General features: G+C 60.0%; 14 protein-coding genes. 6 read left to right on the plus strand and 8 right to left on the minus strand.

Features of this window, described 5'->3' with window-relative positions; genetic code table 11:
• The first annotated feature begins 24 nt into the window (after nt 1–24).
• From C470_RS07040 to C470_RS07045, 3 genes are all read left to right on the plus strand, one after another.
• Nucleotides 25–657 carry a helix-turn-helix domain-containing protein gene (locus C470_RS07040; RefSeq protein WP_008366219.1) on the plus strand — a complete coding sequence of 211 codons (633 nt, stop codon included), beginning with the start codon at nt 25–27 and terminating at the stop codon, nt 655–657.
• Nucleotides 658–731: 74 nt separating this feature from the next.
• Nucleotides 732–890, plus strand: a complete 159-nt coding sequence (locus C470_RS16060; protein ID WP_008366222.1) for a DUF7560 family zinc ribbon protein — start codon at nt 732–734, stop codon at nt 888–890.
• A 149-nt stretch (nt 891–1,039) separates the two neighbouring features.
• Nucleotides 1,040–1,495 carry a pyridoxamine 5'-phosphate oxidase family protein gene (locus tag C470_RS07045; RefSeq protein WP_008366223.1) on the plus strand — a complete coding sequence of 152 codons (456 nt, stop codon included), beginning with the start codon at nt 1,040–1,042 and terminating at the stop codon, nt 1,493–1,495.
• A 16-nt stretch (nt 1,496–1,511) separates the two neighbouring features.
• Here the strand turns inward: C470_RS07045 and C470_RS07050 are convergent, their stop codons facing one another.
• The 4 genes from C470_RS07050 to C470_RS16065 form a co-directional block, all read right to left on the minus strand.
• Complete coding sequence (locus C470_RS07050; RefSeq protein WP_007345026.1) at nt 1,512–1,913, minus strand: hypothetical protein; 402 nt, start codon at nt 1,911–1,913, stop codon at nt 1,512–1,514.
• Nucleotides 1,910–2,188 (minus strand): AbrB/MazE/SpoVT family DNA-binding domain-containing protein, encoded by a 279-nt coding sequence (locus C470_RS07055; RefSeq protein ID WP_049908624.1) that lies wholly within the window; start codon nt 2,186–2,188, stop codon nt 1,910–1,912. Before C470_RS07055 ends, C470_RS07050 begins: the two co-directional genes overlap by 4 nt.
• A gap of 91 nt (nt 2,189–2,279) precedes the next feature.
• Nucleotides 2,280–2,474 carry a hypothetical protein gene (locus C470_RS07060; RefSeq protein ID WP_008366228.1) on the minus strand — a complete coding sequence of 65 codons (195 nt, stop codon included), beginning with the start codon at nt 2,472–2,474 and terminating at the stop codon, nt 2,280–2,282.
• A 210-nt stretch (nt 2,475–2,684) separates the two neighbouring features.
• Nucleotides 2,685–2,831, minus strand: a complete 147-nt coding sequence (locus C470_RS16065; RefSeq protein WP_008366230.1) for an MYXO-CTERM sorting domain-containing protein — start codon at nt 2,829–2,831, stop codon at nt 2,685–2,687.
• Between the two features lie 671 nt (nt 2,832–3,502).
• Here C470_RS16065 and C470_RS07065 point away from each other — a divergent pair.
• Nucleotides 3,503–4,333: an IS5 family transposase gene (locus C470_RS07065; RefSeq protein WP_008366231.1), complete on the plus strand. Its 831-nt coding sequence runs from the start codon at nt 3,503–3,505 to the stop codon at nt 4,331–4,333.
• Nucleotides 4,334–4,670: 337 nt separating this feature from the next.
• Here C470_RS07065 and C470_RS07070 read toward each other — a convergent pair whose 3' ends face one another.
• Both C470_RS07070 and C470_RS07075 read right to left on the minus strand, forming a co-directional pair.
• On the minus strand, nt 4,671–7,139 hold the full coding sequence (locus tag C470_RS07070) for an efflux RND transporter permease subunit (RefSeq protein WP_008366233.1): 2,469 nt from the start codon (nt 7,137–7,139) through the stop codon (nt 4,671–4,673).
• Between the two features lie 3 nt (nt 7,140–7,142).
• Entirely contained in the window at nt 7,143–8,624 is a 1,482-nt protein-coding gene (locus C470_RS07075) for a COG1361 S-layer family protein (protein ID WP_239638571.1), read from the minus strand.
• A 410-nt stretch (nt 8,625–9,034) separates the two neighbouring features.
• On the opposite strand from C470_RS07075, the gene C470_RS15275 reads away from it, so the two are divergent.
• A complete protein-coding gene (locus C470_RS15275) occupies nt 9,035–9,661 on the plus strand; it encodes a TetR/AcrR family transcriptional regulator (RefSeq protein ID WP_008366237.1) in 627 nt (208 codons plus the stop codon).
• Nucleotides 9,662–10,038: 377 nt separating this feature from the next.
• The gene (locus C470_RS15645; protein ID WP_152418645.1) at nt 10,039–10,983 is read left to right on the plus strand and encodes a hypothetical protein; all 945 of its coding nucleotides are present in this window, start codon (nt 10,039–10,041) and stop codon (nt 10,981–10,983) included.
• A gap of 275 nt (nt 10,984–11,258) precedes the next feature.
• Here C470_RS15645 and C470_RS07080 read toward each other — a convergent pair whose 3' ends face one another.
• Nucleotides 11,259–13,940: a DUF7827 domain-containing protein gene (locus C470_RS07080; RefSeq protein ID WP_082226657.1), complete on the minus strand. Its 2,682-nt coding sequence runs from the start codon at nt 13,938–13,940 to the stop codon at nt 11,259–11,261.
• Between the two features lie 483 nt (nt 13,941–14,423).
• On the minus strand, nt 14,424–16,913 hold the full coding sequence (locus C470_RS07085) for a hypothetical protein (RefSeq protein WP_008366241.1): 2,490 nt from the start codon (nt 16,911–16,913) through the stop codon (nt 14,424–14,426).
• Nucleotides 16,914–16,965: the final 52 nt, after the last annotated feature.

Genomic DNA, 16,965 nt, shown 5'->3' on the forward strand with positions numbered 1-16,965 from the left:
CCGGGGCGGGTACGGACGAACGAGATGGGATCGGGAATCCGGGCGGAGGTCTCGCTGCCGACCGCGCTGTCCCCGTTCGACGGGGTCGTCGACGGGGCGACGCCGGTCACCGAGGTCGCGCGCTGTACGCCCGCCGACGACCGCGAGCGCGTGGTCGTGGAGTTCATCGCGGACACCGACCTCGCGGTCCCCGAGGGGGCCGAGGTCGTCTTCGACTACGGCGGCCGGGCGGCGTACCGCTTCGAGGCGGCCGTCGACCCCGACTCGCCGTTCGCCGTCCTCGACCGCCACGAGACGCCCGTCTCGGAGGCGACGATCCGCGACGGGCGGCTCCGGCTCACCTTCCACGCGAGCGACCTGCCGACGCTGCGGTCGGTGTTGGAGGCGTTCCGCGACGCGTGTCCGGACATGGAGGTGTTGCGCCTGCTCCAGTCGACGACGACGCCGACGGAGTCGGATCTGGTGACCGTCGACCGGAGCGAGCTGACGGAGCGGCAGCGCGAGGTGCTAGCGGCCGCCTACGAGGCGGGCTACTTCGACCACCCGAAGGGGGCCAACGCCGGCGAGGTCGCCGAGTCGCTGGGGATCGGACGCTCGACGTTCACGGAACACGTCGCGGCCGCCCAGCGGAAGCTGTTCGGGGCGCTGCTGGATTAACGATCGTTCATCACATTCCGAACCCCCGAGAATCCGAGACCCGTTTGATGGGCGTGGGTGTCGTACTCACGGGTATGACGGGGCGATCCACCCACACCTTCGTCTGCCCGGAGTGTCGGCGCTCGATCGAGGTGGACGACGCGATGCGGGCGACGCTGCTCGAGACGGGCTGTGTCGTCTGCGGCGCGCCGGTCACCGAGGAGGACATCGGCGAGGCGCCGACGATCAGGTGAGCGACCGCGAAGCGACCGCCTCGCGGACTCCGCGCCGCATCGTCGACACCGCCCCGCGGTCCCCGCACCGCGTCGCCCACGACCCCTTGCTAGCCCACCGCCCGCGCCGTCTCGTGCCCTTTAAGCCGCCGTGCGAAGAAATTCGGGGTATGCCGACGAACAGCGAGGTCGAGATGACGCCGGCCGAGGTGGACGCGCACCTGTCCCGCCACGAGACGGGAGTCCTCGCGCTCGCGCGCGACGACGCGCCGTACGCCATCCCGATCTCCTACGGGTACGACGCCGACGACCGTGCGTTGTACCTCCGGCTGGTGTCGACGCCCGACAGCGAGAAGCGCGAGTTCCTCGCGTCGACGCCGGAGGCCCGCGTGGTCGTCTACGAGGAGGACGGCGACGAGTACGCGAGCGTCGTCGGCGTCGGCCCGCTCGAACGGGTCGACCTCGACGAGCTCACCCCCGAGACGATCGCGCAGTACGGCGAGACGCAACGCCCCCTCTTCGAGATCTGGGCCGACGACAAGCCGGAACTCGACATCGAGCTCTACCGCTTCGCGCCCGAGACGCTGACCGGGCGGACGGTCGTCGTCGAGCGCGACGAGGAGTAGGGAGTCGCAGCGTCGTTCAGCGCCAGACGGTCGACTCAGTCACGAACTTCTCATCGTTGGTGACGATCGCTTCAGTGCCCCGGACGCGATGGTTGGCGATGAGCAGCGCGTCGTGGAGGGTGTATTGGTCGATCAGACTCCCATACACCGCGAGGTCGTGGTCGTCGCTCGGAGCGATCCGTACCGGCCCGTCGGTCACGAGCCCACGTAACACCGCGTTCGGAGTCGTTTCGACCTCGACGCCTGCGATCGATCCCTTGTTGACCGCGGTCCAGATCGCCTCGCTGACGGCGACTGTCGGGGCCTCAACGATGTCGACACCGCGCTCGGCGCGTTCAAAGGCGTCGTCGGCAGCGGGCGGCAGGCTGTCGACGAGGTACCGAGCCATCGCGACGCCATCGACGGTGTAGCGGGTCACGGCTGCCACTCGCTTCGACGCTTCTCACGGATCTCGGCTTCCATTTCCGCGGCCATCTCCTCACGCTTCTCCTCGGAGACGTCCTCGTCGACGAGCATCCCGCGGCCCGCCGACCCCGTCGCCTTCCGGACGCGAATTCCGTCGTCGGTCTTCTCCCATCGAAGCTCGTCGCCTTCCTCTAATCCAAACTCCTCGCGGAGCGCTTTCGGGATAGTCACCTGCCCTTTTCGTGTGATACGGGTCGTTCGATTTTCGCTTTCATTGTCAGTGCTCATGCGAAGTACTACGCACTGTACTACATTAAATACACCGAGCGTTGAGAGACGGTCGCAGATGAGTATTATCGAGTCGATCAGGACCCCGTAGTCAAACGTCCGAGAGTGACGTTAGCCCGTCTCGATCCGCGTCCTCCAACTCCTGAAAACGTCGTTCGAGGTCGCGCCGCCGGCGCTGCTGTGCGAGTTGCTTCAGGAGGTCGTCGTATGTCTGGCCCGGTTCCTTCAGCTCGTGGAGTACCTTCCGAGTTTCCTCGGTCACCGGAATGTGTTCGTCCGCCGACATGGTTCTGTACGAACGTACAGGGTAGACAGTTGTAACAGTTATCCCGGCTCTCGATGAGACTCGATCCGTCCACGCTTACCGGGTTGTCGCACTGCGAGCGCCAGCGCCGCCGCTGGTCGAGCGAGGCGCGATAAAGAAAGACCGTGTGTGAGTCGGCCCGCGAGGGCCGATGGTTGCGAGGCTACGAGTCGCGACCGTTAGGCAACGATGTTACTCGTTGCGGCGGGTCGCGAGCAGCGCAGCGGCGATGAGGGCGACGAGCGCACCGAAGCCGGGCGTTCCGTCGTCGTGGAACTCGCCGGACGAACTCACGGTCACGACGAAGGTCGATTCGGTCCGAAGTCGTTCGCGCTCCATTGGGTGTCACGGCGGCGTGGTGTCGACCATGGGTATCACCGTGGCGTGGCGGGCTCAGGTGACCTCAAACTCAGATTTCGGAATCTCGCTCCAGGGTGGAGGAACGCGGCCTCCGCGGCGAGCCGCTCATCTAATAGTACCAGACACCGTCACGCGACTCGACTGCGAGTTCCGTGCCACGGCAACTGTCAGTAGTCGTCGCGTGACAGCGTCCGGCACGCGATGATCGATGGTAGCCCTACTTCAATCTGTAGTGTTCGTGCAAATTTTTGTCACAGAACAGCGGTCTCGTATCAGGCGCACTGCCACTCGCTGTCGCTCACTGGATGAGCGGGATAAAGAAAAACCACGTGTGGGTCGGCCCACAAGGGCCGATAGCGAGAATGACAAAGAGACAATCACAAATAAATTATAGAGATCAGTATAATAAAATGAGTATTTTGGATGGATTATCATCCAGCAAGAATACACCTGTCGGCTGGATAGCAATCCTCGGCTTCATACGGCTGTGTTGAATCGCCATACTGCTGCGAGGTAGGCCGCTAAATCAAAGGAGCTGAAGCGGGAGACTTCAGTTGCCTATGACCCAAATCNGGCTGTGTTGAATCGCCATACTGCTGCGAGGTAGGCCGCTAAATCAAAGGAGCTGAAGCGGGAGACTTCAGTTGCCTATGACCCAAATCTCCCGCTTCATCGGGGAGGTTGTGCCGGTTGCTCAAAGAGTTACTGGCGATGGAGGCGAATCCGCCGCCCCGGACGGTGGCGGCGGATTCGCCGACTACGCACTCGTTTCGCTTCACTGTCTCCGGATTTACCTCGATTCGTCGTACCGCATGACGATCGACCTGCTCAAAGAGATGCCACAAATAACTGGGGAGATCGGCCTTGACGCGGCCGATCTCCCCGCACCGTCCACGTTGTGTAAGGCGTTCGACCGGATCAGCATGAGCGTCTGTCGAGTGCTGCTGCGCCAGTCGGCGCAGCTGCACGATCTCTCAGAACACGCCGCGATCGACGCCACATTCTACGACCGCTCACCAGCCAGCCGCCACTACTGCCAGCGAATCAGCTACCGCGTTCAGAAGTTGAAAGTCACGAAACTCGTCGATACAGCGTCGCAATCCGTCCTTGACGTTCACTGCTCAACAAATCGGGAAGGAAGCGACGCAGACCTTGCTGAGCAGATCGCCCGCCGGAACGCGGGCGATCTGCGGTCTCTTGCGGCCGATAAGGGCTACGACAAGCAATCGCTCCGCGAAGGTCTGCGTGAGCTTGGGATCAGACCGCTGATCAAGCACCGTATCTTCGCACCGTACGACCACGCACACAACGCCAGAATCGACGATAACCGCTACAATCAGCGCTCAATGACTGAAACCGTGAACTCGAGTATCAAGCGCTCGCTCGGCTTCGCCGTGCGAGCGCGGTCATGGTTCCGTGAGTTCCGCGAAATCGCGCTGATGTGTGTCGTCTATAACATCAAACGCTTCGTCAAACAGTGAATCCCTCCGCCTTACAGCGATTCAACACAGCCCTNCGAAATCGCGCTGATGTGTGTCGTCTATAACATCAAACGCTTCGTCAAACAGTGAATCCCTCCGCCTTACAGCGATTCAACACAGCCCTTCATACCGAATGTCATGGTGAAGGCGAGGCCTCTGACGGGTGTTCACTGCGATAGATGCTAGAGACAATCACATGGACATCTGAGAGTGCTGTTCTACAGAAACCACCAGAGTAGTATCATAAACAGACATGAGAGACAGGTCGTCGAGGCGAACACCACGGGGGTAGCCCCCGCAGCGGTTCACCCCTAGCACTGAACTTGGAACGTGTCTTTCAGGGGGAAGACGGGGACACGACAGTATCCGACAAGACACCCTGGTATCGTTCCCACAACAGAACGGCCGGCGGGAGCGCAACGATGGTGAAGATAAATGAGTAGATCACGCTCAACGCCATCAGTAAGCCGAAGTCCCCAAGGACAGGGGTAATTGCGAGCGCAAGCGCACCGGTCCCGAGCGACGTGGTAAGCATACTTCCGAGCAACGCACCACCGGTCCCAGAGAAGGTGATTATCATCGATTCGAGCGCGTCTGCGTTCTCGTTGTACTCGTCGATGAACCGGTGGGTTGCGTGGACGGAGTAGGCAATCCCAAGTCCAATCGAGATAGAGAGGATTGTCGCAGTCAAGGCGTTGAGTGACAGCCCAAGCGCTCGCATCGTCCCGAGGAGGAACGCGATCGCGATTACAATGGGGAACAGGTTCACAATCCCGAGTAGTGGCTTTCCTTCTAAGACCCCGTATGAGATGATCAGGAAGATCCCTGTCAGCCCCATCGCGAGGACAAGCCCTTGGATTGCTGAGTTAAAAATGATATCTGTGACCGCATCGAAGACCACGAGCTGTCCCGTCGCTGTCGCCTCAAGTCGGAAGTTCTCAGCAAACTGTCGCGCATCAGCGGCGGCCTCACCTTGGGTCGCACTCGCGTCGATCGCGTAGTCGATCTGAGCGTTCCGCCGATCAGGAGTGAGGTACTGCGCGGCGCGGTCGCCGGCCGGTGACGCGAACAGCTCGTCATAGATCCGCTCAAGATTCCGATCGGGAACACCATTCCCGTCGACGTCACTCCGGGCAACGAGGCGACCAAATTTAGGGTCGCGTTCGGCCTGTGACTGGATCACAGTAACGATGCTCGTCGGGCGAGCACTGCCACCAGCACCAACAGCAAGTGCTTCAGGTGGGTTGTCGTTCGGGGCCGCAAGCGCCTCTAGGGCGTGATCTTCTTCGAAGTTTCCTTCTACATATATCGTTACTGATTGGTCTTGACTCGTAGAGAAGCGGTCTTGTAACAGCGAGATGGTTTCGGTGACCGTGTATTCACTCGGCGCAAATGGTTCTGGAAGGGTAGTGACGTACTCGGGTAACTCCTCAGGGGGGAGGAAGTCCTCAGTCTCGAAGGAGGTGTCGACGCCGCTGCCGTACGCCGTTGCCATTCCTCCCGAGATGAGCAGCACGACAACGAGCGCAATCGGCGCGTACTGGCTGATCTGCGTCGGGAAGCTGAGTAGCTTGCCGAGCGTCGAATCACTCGAGGAGATGGGCGCGGAGTTGAACTCCGGCACACCGTAGGCGTCGCGGAGCTTGTCGACCTCGAGCTTCGCCGCCGGCAGGAACAGCCCGAAGATCAGGAAGGTGAAGATGATCCCGATCGCCGAAGCGATACCGAGGTCGCGGATCGGGCCGAGATCGGAGATGACGTTGGCACCGAATCCGAACACCGTCGTGGCAGTGACGATGATGAATGCGATCATTAGCTGGTTGTTAGCCTCCCGCATCGCCTCGATGGCGCTGTACCCCTTGACGGTCTCCTCGCGGTACCGATTGATTATGTGGATCCCGAAGTCGACCCCGACGGCGAGCAATAACACCGGGACGGCGATCATCTGTTGGCTGAACGGAATCCCGGAGTACCCGAGGAAGCCGAACGTCCACACGACGGTCATCAGCAGCGACAGAAGCCCCAGAGACAGGTCGATCGGGTCCCGATACGCGACCACCAGAAAGATCAACAGCAACACCACAACGACAGGCATCACGATCGTGAGCGAGTCACCGATGACGTTCGCCGTTTCGGCGTTCGTCACACCTGTGCCGAAAGCACGGATGTCACTCGGGTAGTCGTTGGTAATCGACTGAACGGTTGTCTGGAGTTCCTGAAGCCCCGAGAAACCGGCCGGCACGTCGTGTGACACGACAGTGATCGATGCCGATGCGCTGACGGCGGTCGGGTTGAAATCTGTGGACAACGCGCGGCTAAACTGCGGGTTCTCAGACAGTTGCCGGACCGTCTGTCGAACCGTCGTCGGGCTCGCAGCTTCGAGCGCGCGCCGCTTCTCGGAGATTGTCGTCGCGGAGGGGTCGATCGCACTCGCGACAACCGTCGCCGGACCGTTCACCGAACCGACGCGCAGGTCGTCTCGTTGTGAGAGATCTTCGAGTAGTCGCAGCTCGCGTGTAAGCTCCTCTTTTGTGAGGACGTTTCCACCAGTGTGAATGAGCTGGGTCGACTCGCTATCGGTTTCAAACGGATCGTCAAACTCTTTATTAACTGCGTCGAGCGCTTCCTGCTCAGCAAGCCCTTCAGTGAACGCATCAGTCGCCCCAGTGTCGGTGCTAACGAGTCCGATCCCACCGGCAAACACCGCAGTAAGCACTAGAAACGCGACAATCACCTGTCGCGGCTGGTCTACGATGGCATCGTTGAGCCGCCGGATACCCGCCTCGATCCGATCACTGAGAGACATCAGCTACTGCCGCCTCCGATAGACAACCAACCCGCCGGTTCCCACCACGAGTGCGGCGAGAATGATAATGGGGAGCGGAAGCCCGCCACCTTCACTGGCAGTCACCTCGATCGGCACCCGGTAGGTGTCCGAGAGTTGGCTATCACCGTCAACGTCATCATACCGGAAATCAAGCGAGATTGGGTAAGTACTCCCGGGCGTGGCTGAGTCCGTCGTGGAAAGCTCAAACGTCATGGTCGTCGATTCACCGGCGCCAAGCGACTGGACATACCCGGTGTCGGTGTCACCGGTTTCGAGTGGATCATTCGCGAACAGCCGCGCTTCAAGATCGCTTGCTGGCTCGCCGAGGTTGTTCGTCACGGTCACCTCAACGGTCCGCGTCCCACCAGCGTCGATGCTGCGGTTTTCGATGGCGACGCTGAAGCTGTCACGCTCCGAGGCGACCTCGGCGTTTACGACGACATCGCTGTAGGCGCGAGTCGCGCCTTCATCGTTGCGGTACTGGACGGCAACGTCGATCGTTCGGAGGCCCGGCTCAGCCGTACCGCCGACGGAGAGTGGCAGTGTAAACCTCGTCGACTCGCCAGAGTCGAGCGATCCGACCGCCGCAAACTGTTCGATGGGGATGAGATTCCCAGCGGTGTCGGCATACCGGATGACGACGTTGTCTGTCGCGACCGGTCCAGTGTTCTCCACGGTGCCGGTGATTTCTCCGTCTTCGCCGACGCGGAGCGTCGACTCAACATCTTCGATTGCGAACGTCTGTTCGGTAAGCGGCGTCACGCCCGCAGTGAGTCCCTGATCAGCTCGTGAAATGCCTTCGCGCGTTTCGAACGATACCTGCCCGGAGATCGGGTACTCCCGGACCGGCGCTGTCGACGTGAACGAGACATCGTACGGAATGGTAACCTGCTCACCTGGCGCAATTGAGCCGACCAGCGCCGCGTCTGATGCGCGCTGCCCGAGTGCGAGGCCCGAGCTCAGCGATTCGAGTGCCACGGTAGCGTCGTATGCGGCGGTTGCACCAACGTTTTTAATTGTTGCGTCAAGTGTACCGCGGTCACCAACTTGGGCGTCGGTTGAAATATCGACAATCTTGAATCGGGCGTCGTCGGTGACTTCAACGTCAATGTCGACAGTGGTCCTCTCAGAGTCATCACGGCTGACACCACCCACGACTTCGCCAGTATACGAATACTTCAGCTCAACTTTAATTTCATATTCTCCCGGCTGTGTTCCGTTCGGCACAGACACTGCGATTGGAGCTTTGCGAGGGTTCGCATCTCTTACCGCACCTAACGCGAGCGTGCCAGTTTCCACTGTGAGCGGTGTGTCGTCAGCTTCTGCGGTGAGCTGAACGTTCCGCGCGGTTGTAACAATCTCACGCGATGCTGGCGTGCCACGGTAGAGGTCTCCATCATTGACAATTTGAAGCGTTACTTCATTTGTTCGGCCCGGTGTGACTTCGGGCTGTGTAAGAACCACAGACAGATCCGGTGAACCACTGATAACACCAGAGGTCTGCGGCTGGATAGAAGATTCTGTCGAAGATGCGGTTGAAATATCAGTAGTGGTCGTATCTGGTGAATTTAATGGCGTTAATCCAGCCGCGACTCCGATAGTACCACTCGTGAGCATTAATGTCGTTACAACAAGTGTGAGAATTGACTGTCGGTTCATCAAATCGACCTCACGACGGTGTTACCGGCCGAAGTAGGCCACATACATACAGCGTGCGTTATAGCCTCACATACACCGATTGTTCCGTAAAAGTGCTTCATTTGCTGTGTCTCATACTAGGTACTCGCGAATTGATAAACGTATTGTTCCTGGAGTTCTAAAGATGAATCGATGAAAGCAAGCCAACTCACAAGCGACATTCAATTCGAAGCCATATGAGCCGATTTACTGATCGGGATAGAGAGCGGATTCGTTCGCAGTTACTTGAAGCTGGCAAAGAGCTATTTACACAGTTTGGCTTTGAACGGACTCGTATTAGTGATCTAACAGCAAGGGCGGAGATTGGGACAAGCACATTCTATCAGTTTTTTGATTCGAAAGAGGAATTGTACGTGAAGGTATTACTCCTAGAACGGCAACGTCTCGAGGAGAAGATTGCCGATGTAGTCGCCGAAGGAGAAACACCACGGGAGGAGGTGCGGTTGTTTCTGAAAACAACGCTACATGAGGTTCAAGCAAATCCCCTTATATCTGCGCTCATAGTAGATGGGGAACTGCGAACGGTTCAAGATAAGCTTGAAGAGCTGGAAGCTGACAGAGAGTTTAGTGACAATCACGATACCAGCCCGGACCTTCCATTTGCTGAGCGCTGGGCAACACTTGACTCGTTCAGATATGACAACCAGGACCTTATTGACCAGCTGTTTATTTCGCTCGTGTTCACAGTCCGGTCACGAAATGCACCTGTCGGAGCTGATAGCACAGTTGATTACGATCAAGTTGAGAACGCACTGGTTGAGACGGTTGTCGATGGGCTGTTCGATGATAGCTACCAAGACTGACAGATTGCCAGTGAGCTACAAAGCACCCGTCTCAGTGAGTCAGTGTGCTCAATGGAGACTAGCTAGGCGAACCGATACAGACGGAGAATAAAAAAAACAATCAGTGGGACAGTAGTCGCACCTGATTTAAGTATACCTAACCGGGTATTGGCCTCGAGCGAGCAATCCAGTCCAAGCAATAGATAGCTGTAGTGTAGACGCTGGGCCGATCGTTACTGGTGGCTAATATGTGATAGCGTACTGAACGGAAGCCGATGTGAGGGTTACCCCTGCGTGCTTGTTCGCCAGTGTCGACCTCCTCAAAAAGAACGCACAGTATGTGTATCACCAGCGCTGTTAAACATGATTTTATATGATCCAATAATCGACATAACAGTATGATACGGAGGCGGAAGCTAACGCTGTTGATTGGAGGAACCACTGTCTCGCTGTCTGGTTGCCTATCAGGTGACAATTCGACCGGCCCTACTCGTGAGGAAGGCGGAAAAGCAGCAATTGATAGCGCTGAAGAGAGCATAGACGAAGCGATAGAGCTCATTACAGCGGAGTCCTCAGTTGAGTTCGCCCGCCAGCCAAGCGAGCCAATTCAAACGGGTAGAATCACGCGTGCGCTTGATGATGCTACCATAGCACTCGACCGTGCCGCAGATAGTGGGGCCACCGCCACTGATCAAGAGATACAACCATACCGGACATATACGAAGATACTTAGAAGTCAAACAAGCGCACTGGGATCAGCCAAGCAAGCAATCGACACGATAACAGCAGCCGATGTGTACCGACAGACAAAACGATACGAAGATGCGGTAACGGAGATACACACTGCGAGTGAACTGCTGACAGCAGGGTCAAGTACTGTCGAATCCGCTCGTGTCCGGCTTGAAGATCTTGATATTGGCTCACTTAATTCGAACGTAGTCAATCGCAGACGAGTTACGGACATCGATAATAATCTTACCAGATTATTTAATGAATATCAGTATTATACGTCCGCAACAGTCCGTTTTTACAGGGGACTGGCTACATACTGGACAGGAGTAGAAACATACAATCAAGCGCGGTACAATGAGGCAAGTGCTGTATTTAACGAGGCAAGTAATCAGTTTGATGAGGCAAAAAATCGGTACAAGGACGCTGAAAGGGCGGTGTCGCCACCAGCCAGAACCGTATTTATTGAGCAAACGTGTGTGTCAGAGTCGATGTATAGATCAAGTGAACAGTTTGTTGAGGCGGCGCTAGCAGCTCAAAGAGGAGATACTGAACGCGCTGAGGAGTACGTCAATCAGGCAACTACAACACGAAATCACGAATGTGATGTTTAGTGGCCAGTTGTCGGGTAACGTATATATTCGACCGTAGGAGTATATCCCACCTGTCGCAGCTAAGAGCACAACGGCCACATTACAACCTCTTTAGGCGAAAAACCGATATCTGATATTAGCTGTACTCTAGACCGTAGTGTCTCGTTATTCTCGCTCAGAGCAGACAGATTACAGTTACAGCTACACGGTGGTTTACGGCTAAAATAAAACCGCGTGTGAGTCGGCCCGTGAGGGCCGATAGTTAGGAACTGCGAGTCGCGAGCGCAGCAGCGACGTTAGTCGTTGCGGCGGGTCGCGAGCAGCGCAGCGGCGATGAGCGCGACGAGCGCGACGAGCGCACCGAAGCCGGGCGTTCCGTCGTCGGTCTGGCCATCACTACCGTCGGAACCATCGGAGCCGTCAGACCCGTCGGAACCATCGGAGCCGTCAGACCCGTCGGAACCATCGGAGCCGTCAGACCCGTCGGAGCCGTCGCTACCGTCGGAGCCGTCGGAGCCGTCGCTACCGTCGGCGGCTTCGAGCGTCAGCGTCGCGGTCTGGCTGTCGTCGTCAGTGAAGACGCCGTGCTCGTACTCACCGGCCGAGAGCGAGTCCGTCGGCACGTCCGCGAACTCGACCGTGGTGCTGTTGCCACCTGCGAGAGTGACATCCTGACTGGCGACCGCGTCACCGCCAACGCGGAACTCGACAGTCTGGGTGGCCTCCTGCTCACCGGTGTTCTCGACCGTAGCCGTGATGGTCAGTGCGTCACCGACCGTCGCGGTCACGTCCTGCGGGTTCAGCTCCGAGACGGTGAACGTCGCCGGGCTCTGAACCTCTTCGACGACCGTGCCGTCAACTTCCTCGGTCTCAGACAGACCGAGCTGCTGGATCGAGACCGTGTACTCGTTGTCCACGGTGGTGTCGCTGAAGTCGAACTCAGCACTCCACGTACCGTCGGCAGCCACCGTGACCTCGTCCTGCGTCTTCACGAACGAGGGCTGAGTGCCGGTGTCGGAGCGGGCGCGAACGGAGAACTCAGTGCCGGGTGCGGCGTTCGTCGAGCCCGTCACCGTCTGACCCGCCGCGTTGCTCACGTTGTACGGATCCTGGTCGAAGGAAGCCGTCCGCTCGTTGATCGAGAACGGCGTCGAGACCGTGGTGTAAGAGTCTTCGAACTCGTCCTGTTCGACGTCATCTTCGGGGTTCAGGAGCCGCTGGTCCTGAACCGTGAACTCGACATCGAAGCTGACATCTTCGTCGTCGGCAACATCGCCGTTGTCGAATCCGGCATCAGCCGTGTCGAAGATGAGGTAGTACTCGTCGTTCTCCTCATCAACAACAACGTCGAAGTTCGACGTCTTGCTCAGGTTGAGGACACGAAGGTCTTGGTTCGGTCCCGCGCTGCTGCGGGTTTCTTCAACACGAATCTCGACAGCCGTGTCACCGTTGAGCGTGTTAGAGACGTTGGTGGTTGCGAGGAACTCCAACTGGTCTGCCGGGTTGTCAGCGGCGCCAAGCGTCGTGGTGCCAACCGTCGCACCACTGCTGGCAGCCTCAAGAGCGCCCTCCAGACCGCTTGCGCTGATCTGGTGGATACTCACGTCGTCGTACGCGACGGCCTCACTCTGCGTGATGAGGTCGTTTTCGATTGCGCTGCTCAGGGTGCTGATCTGCTCGTCCTCGTCGGCGCTGGTAACTTCATCAGCGTTGTCGTTCGAGGCGGTCCAGACCTGGACACCCTCGGTCGTCGGCTCTTCAAGGAACATCGTCGCGACGTCGTCGGAGCTGCTGAGCGTGTCAGCAGCGTCCTGGTCGTCGTTGCCCGTCGCGAACGAGGCCGACGAGATGTCGTAGTCGCCGGAGGCGAGGATGCCGTCGATCGTTTCCTCGTCAGCACTGGCGGAGAACTCAATGGCATCGTCTTCGTCGTCAGTGTCGACAACGGAGACGGTCTCATCAATGCCGAGCCCCGCAGTGTAGGTGTTGAATGCCAGGGTGATCTCGTCGTCATCACCGAAGTCGGTGATCGAGACGTTAGCCTGGTAACCGAAGTCCTCCTCGTCGCCAATCACGACGGTTCCTTCGTCGGCCGCACCATCAGACACGACGGTGAACTCGACGATGTCACCCTGCTGCTGAGTGAGGCTGCCTTCCTCAATGTTGACCTCACCGTCGCCGGTGTCAGTCACGTTAATCGAGGCAGTGTCCTCAGCATCGGTGTCAGCGACTTCAAAGGTGAACTCGTACTCGCCGGTGTCGATGTCGGTGAAGTTCGTGTCGACATCGCCGTCGGTGACGTCCTCAAGCAGGAGTTCCTCATCTTCGAGGTCGCCGTCGGACGTATTCGTCGTGTAGGCGTCGTCGAAGATGTTGTTGAGTTCGTCCTGGTCAAGACCCGACGAAGAGACGATGAGGTCCCACTGCGGGCGGTTCGAGTCAACTTCGAGGGTCGTCGTCGCGGCAGAACCGTCGTTGCCGGTCGAGTCGTCCTCGAAGTTCATCGTCAGCGACTGCGGGCTGACTTGGAAGGAGCCCGTGTCGTAGTCGTTTGAATTGGTGGTCACGCCGGTCGCAACGCCATCCGAGTTGTTGAAGAGGATGACCTCATTACGGTTGTTGGCGTTGACGACGACGTAGTCACCATCAAGATCCGACGTATCAATCGTCGCGTTCCGGTCGTCGTCGAGGACGAACCCGTCTGCGACGGTGCCGATGTTGTTATCAGCCGAGTCGTAGGTACGAATCTCGAACTGATCGGCCGTCGGCGAGGTTGTGCTGTTCGGAATCGCGAGGCCAATCTCTTGGCCCGCGTAGTACGATCCACCATTGGTGAAGTTGGCGTCACCGCCAACAGTACCAGTATTGGCTGCCGCTGCGGGAGCAGCCGCGAAGCCAACTGCAGCCATGGAAATTACCATGACCGCAGCGAAGAAGACTGAATTAGCCTTCTTGCGTGTAGTTGTTTCGTTTGTCATTGTTGTGTTGTGTTCTGCGTCGCGACAGTCTGCTTTGTCCTCGCCTGCGTCGCCCGTTCGTCGTCTGCCAACACACTCGATGTGGTACGGCCGGACTTGACGTGGATTACTCGCAATCGTGTCGCATTGTGGGGTAGGGGCTGCGGACGATGATTGAGGCGGTCAGTATAAGTACTTTGTGTCGATCGTCGGAGTGTGTGAACACGTCTCACAGACGTTTCAGGCTCTGAGGCGCCGGTTTTCGATTTCGAGACACTTGGAGCGAGGAGATGTGGGATATGAACTAGCGAGTCATCAAAAAGCCTCTCGACCGAAACAGGTACAAGCCGAGGTTGACATGTTCGAACAGGGCCCCACGGACCCACGCGACCAGGCAGTCACGCTGGCGGTAGGGGACGTCCGGTCGTCTGGGTCCGTCTGGCTCCATTCTGCTATGAGCGACGGTTCCTCCTTTTGAGCTGATAGCAAATCCGAGAGGGTCATCTACGTGGGCGGGATCGTCGTCCGATTGCCAGCGAAGACATCGCTATCGGTCACTGTAACGGTACGATTTCCCACCTGGTACTCGCCGGGATGTGCGACTCGAATCGTCGCCGTCCCGTTCGTGACCGGTGCGTCGCGTGCGTATTCGTACGTTGCGGCGTCGCCGTCCGCACCGACTGTCACCGTCGTCGTCGCAGTCACCTGCTCGTCGCTCGGGTCCGACACCTGAATTGTCGCTCCGGGGACGACCGCAAACGTGCGTACGCCGTCGTCGCTCGCGAGCAGTTGGTAATGCCCGGTCGCGGCCGTGTCGTTGACGCCGAGACCCAACCCGTCGTGGAGCGCCGCGTACGTGGTGTTTTCCGGTGCGCCCTCGCGGTCAGTGACGACGACGTACCCGACCCGGCCTTGGAACTGATCGTACCAGTCATCCGGATCGGACGATGCGAGGAACTGATCGTGATTGCTCCGGGCGTAGCCGTACCCCTGCGACTCACCGTTCACGAAGTAGTTGTACATGCGATTGTCGCCCCACTGGCTCAACACGAAGTTCTGTGGGTACTCGCGGTCGACCTCCTCAGCGTGCGAATCGACCGTGAGCGCGGCGTCGAACTGCGCGCGGTCGTGCGTCGTCTGCCCGACGAGCGACGGAAAGAGCAGCAGATTGAACAGCAACACGACCAGAATCGTCGCGACGAGATACCCGCGCACGCGAGTGCCGTCCGGCAGCCCGAGGGACGTGATCGAACCCTCCTCGCCTGTCGCGTCTTCTTCCCGAGCGCGAGGCGGCTGGGAGTCGGAGTCGGCGGGTCGACCCACGACGGCGACGGGACGTGCGATATCGATCGCCGACAGGAGATAGACGAGCCCGATCCCCGCGAACGGCGCGATCATGATCGCCAGCTGGCCTGCGAATCGGACCTGAACCGTCGCGAGCAGCGTGTAGTACCACGCGAAACAGACCACGACGAGCCACCCCGGCTCGTAGCGGCGAGCGACCGCCCACGTCGCGACCGCGAGGACCGCGACCGCGAAGTAGAAGCCCAGCCCGAGCTGGAGCAGTGGGCCGAATATCACCGCGAAATCCGGACTGAACAGCGAAGCCGTCTCGGAGATCCCCTCGCGGAAGAAGAGGTCGTCTGCGCGCGTCCGAATGCGCTCGATGTCACCCGGGCGGAGGCGCGCGTAGGCGACGAGTCCGCCGACGGCGACGACGGCCTCGGCAGCGACGAGCGCGAGCGGCGGCAGCGAGACGCGACGCCACAGCTCGCCCAGCCCGACGACGGCGAGCGCCCCGCCGGCGACGAGGACGGGCGTGACCGCGGCGATCGACTCGTGCCAGCCCAGCGCGAGGTGCGCGGCGAGCGCCAGCGCGGCCCCGAGCGCCAGCCCGCCCAGAAGCGGCGCGTTGGCGGCGATCGGGGAGACGTCGTGCCGCACGTCGAGCGTGACGCGGAGCCCGGCGACGGCCGCGACCGGGACGAACGTGAGCGGCGAGCCGCCCCAAGCGTGCGCGGAGGCGGCCACGGCGACGGCGAGCCCGAGCGCAACGAGCCACATCGTCGCGCCGCGTGCGTGCTCTCGGGCGGCCGTCTGCGCGTCAGTGTGTCCGATCCGCCGCGCGACGTCGACCCCGAGCGCGGTCAACGTTACGACGAGCAGGCCGAGCCACAGGTACTGGTGCGCCTGATGGTCGAGGAAGCCGACGGAGGTGTACACGACGTTGGCGGGTGCGAGCCCGTAGAACAACACCGCCGCGAGCGCGACGCGCACGTCGCCGGTGAGCAGTCGCGCGAGGCGATACACGAGGTACCCCAGACAGACGGACGCGACGACCGGGAGCCACGCGGCCACCGCGGGCGCAGCGTCGACGCCACCGAGCAGGACCGTCACCCACCAGTTCGTCGCGTGGGCGAGCGGACGCGTGCCAGCGGCCCCGCCCATGTCTGCGAACAGCCCCAGATCGAGAACACCGTCGGCGCGAGCGGCGAGCCTCTCCTGCCAGTAGCGGAAAAAGTACGTGTCGTTGGCCGGCGAGACGACGAACCCCTGCTGGAACACCGCGGGCGCGGCCACGAGCCGCGCGCCGGCAACCGCGAGCAGCGTCCCGACGAGGCCGAGCAGCGTGAGGGGGTCGACGTCGGCTGGAGTGGGGAGTCGCGACAGCGCGGCCGTGGCGGCATCGGACGGTGTCGACGTAGTGGCATTCTCCTCGGCGGGCGCGTCCGCGCCGTCGGCTGGGGCAGCTCCCGCCTCGATCACGGCGCGGATCGCGTCCGGATTCTCGAGGCGATAGCCGTCGTCGACGGACGTCGCGAGGTCGCGGGCGACGAGCTCGCCGAACTGGCCGGAATCGAAGGCGATGTCGGCGAACGTCCACGGCGCTCCCTGAGCGTCACGCTCAACGAGGGCCGCGAGCGCGTCCTCGACCTCGGGGTGGGCGGCGAGGAACTCGCGGGCGGCCGCCGTCGTCTCCTCAGGCGCGGGCATTGGCTGTCACCTATTGGGGGCGCCGATTAGCGGTTTCGGTCGCGGGCGGGAG

This window comes from Halorubrum distributum JCM 13561, assembly GCF_000337395.1.
GTDB lineage: Archaea > Halobacteriota > Halobacteria > Halobacteriales > Haloferacaceae > Halorubrum > Halorubrum distributum.

What these genes read in the sequence shown, in the direction of transcription:
- C470_RS07040 (WP_008366219.1), top strand. Translation starts at nt 25, where the DNA reads ATGGGATCGGGAATCCGGGCGGAGGTCTCGCTGCCGACCGCGCTGTCC.
- C470_RS16060 (WP_008366222.1), top strand. Translation starts at nt 732, where the DNA reads ATGACGGGGCGATCCACCCACACCTTCGTCTGCCCGGAGTGTCGGCGC.
- C470_RS07045 (WP_008366223.1), top strand. Translation starts at nt 1,040, where the DNA reads ATGCCGACGAACAGCGAGGTCGAGATGACGCCGGCCGAGGTGGACGCG.
- C470_RS07055 (WP_049908624.1), bottom strand. Translation starts at nt 2,188, where the DNA reads ATGAGCACTGACAATGAAAGCGAAAATCGAACGACCCGTATCACACGA.
- C470_RS07060 (WP_008366228.1), bottom strand. Translation starts at nt 2,474, where the DNA reads ATGTCGGCGGACGAACACATTCCGGTGACCGAGGAAACTCGGAAGGTA.
- C470_RS16065 (WP_008366230.1), bottom strand. Translation starts at nt 2,831, where the DNA reads ATGGAGCGCGAACGACTTCGGACCGAATCGACCTTCGTCGTGACCGTG.
- C470_RS07065 (WP_008366231.1), top strand. Translation starts at nt 3,503, where the DNA reads ATGACCCAAATCTCCCGCTTCATCGGGGAGGTTGTGCCGGTTGCTCAA.
- C470_RS07070 (WP_008366233.1), bottom strand. Translation starts at nt 7,139, where the DNA reads ATGTCTCTCAGTGATCGGATCGAGGCGGGTATCCGGCGGCTCAACGAT.
- C470_RS15275 (WP_008366237.1), top strand. Translation starts at nt 9,035, where the DNA reads ATGAGCCGATTTACTGATCGGGATAGAGAGCGGATTCGTTCGCAGTTA.
- C470_RS15645 (WP_152418645.1), top strand. Translation starts at nt 10,039, where the DNA reads ATGATACGGAGGCGGAAGCTAACGCTGTTGATTGGAGGAACCACTGTC.
- C470_RS07080 (WP_082226657.1), bottom strand. Translation starts at nt 13,940, where the DNA reads ATGACAAACGAAACAACTACACGCAAGAAGGCTAATTCAGTCTTCTTC.
- C470_RS07085 (WP_008366241.1), bottom strand. Translation starts at nt 16,913, where the DNA reads ATGCCCGCGCCTGAGGAGACGACGGCGGCCGCCCGCGAGTTCCTCGCC.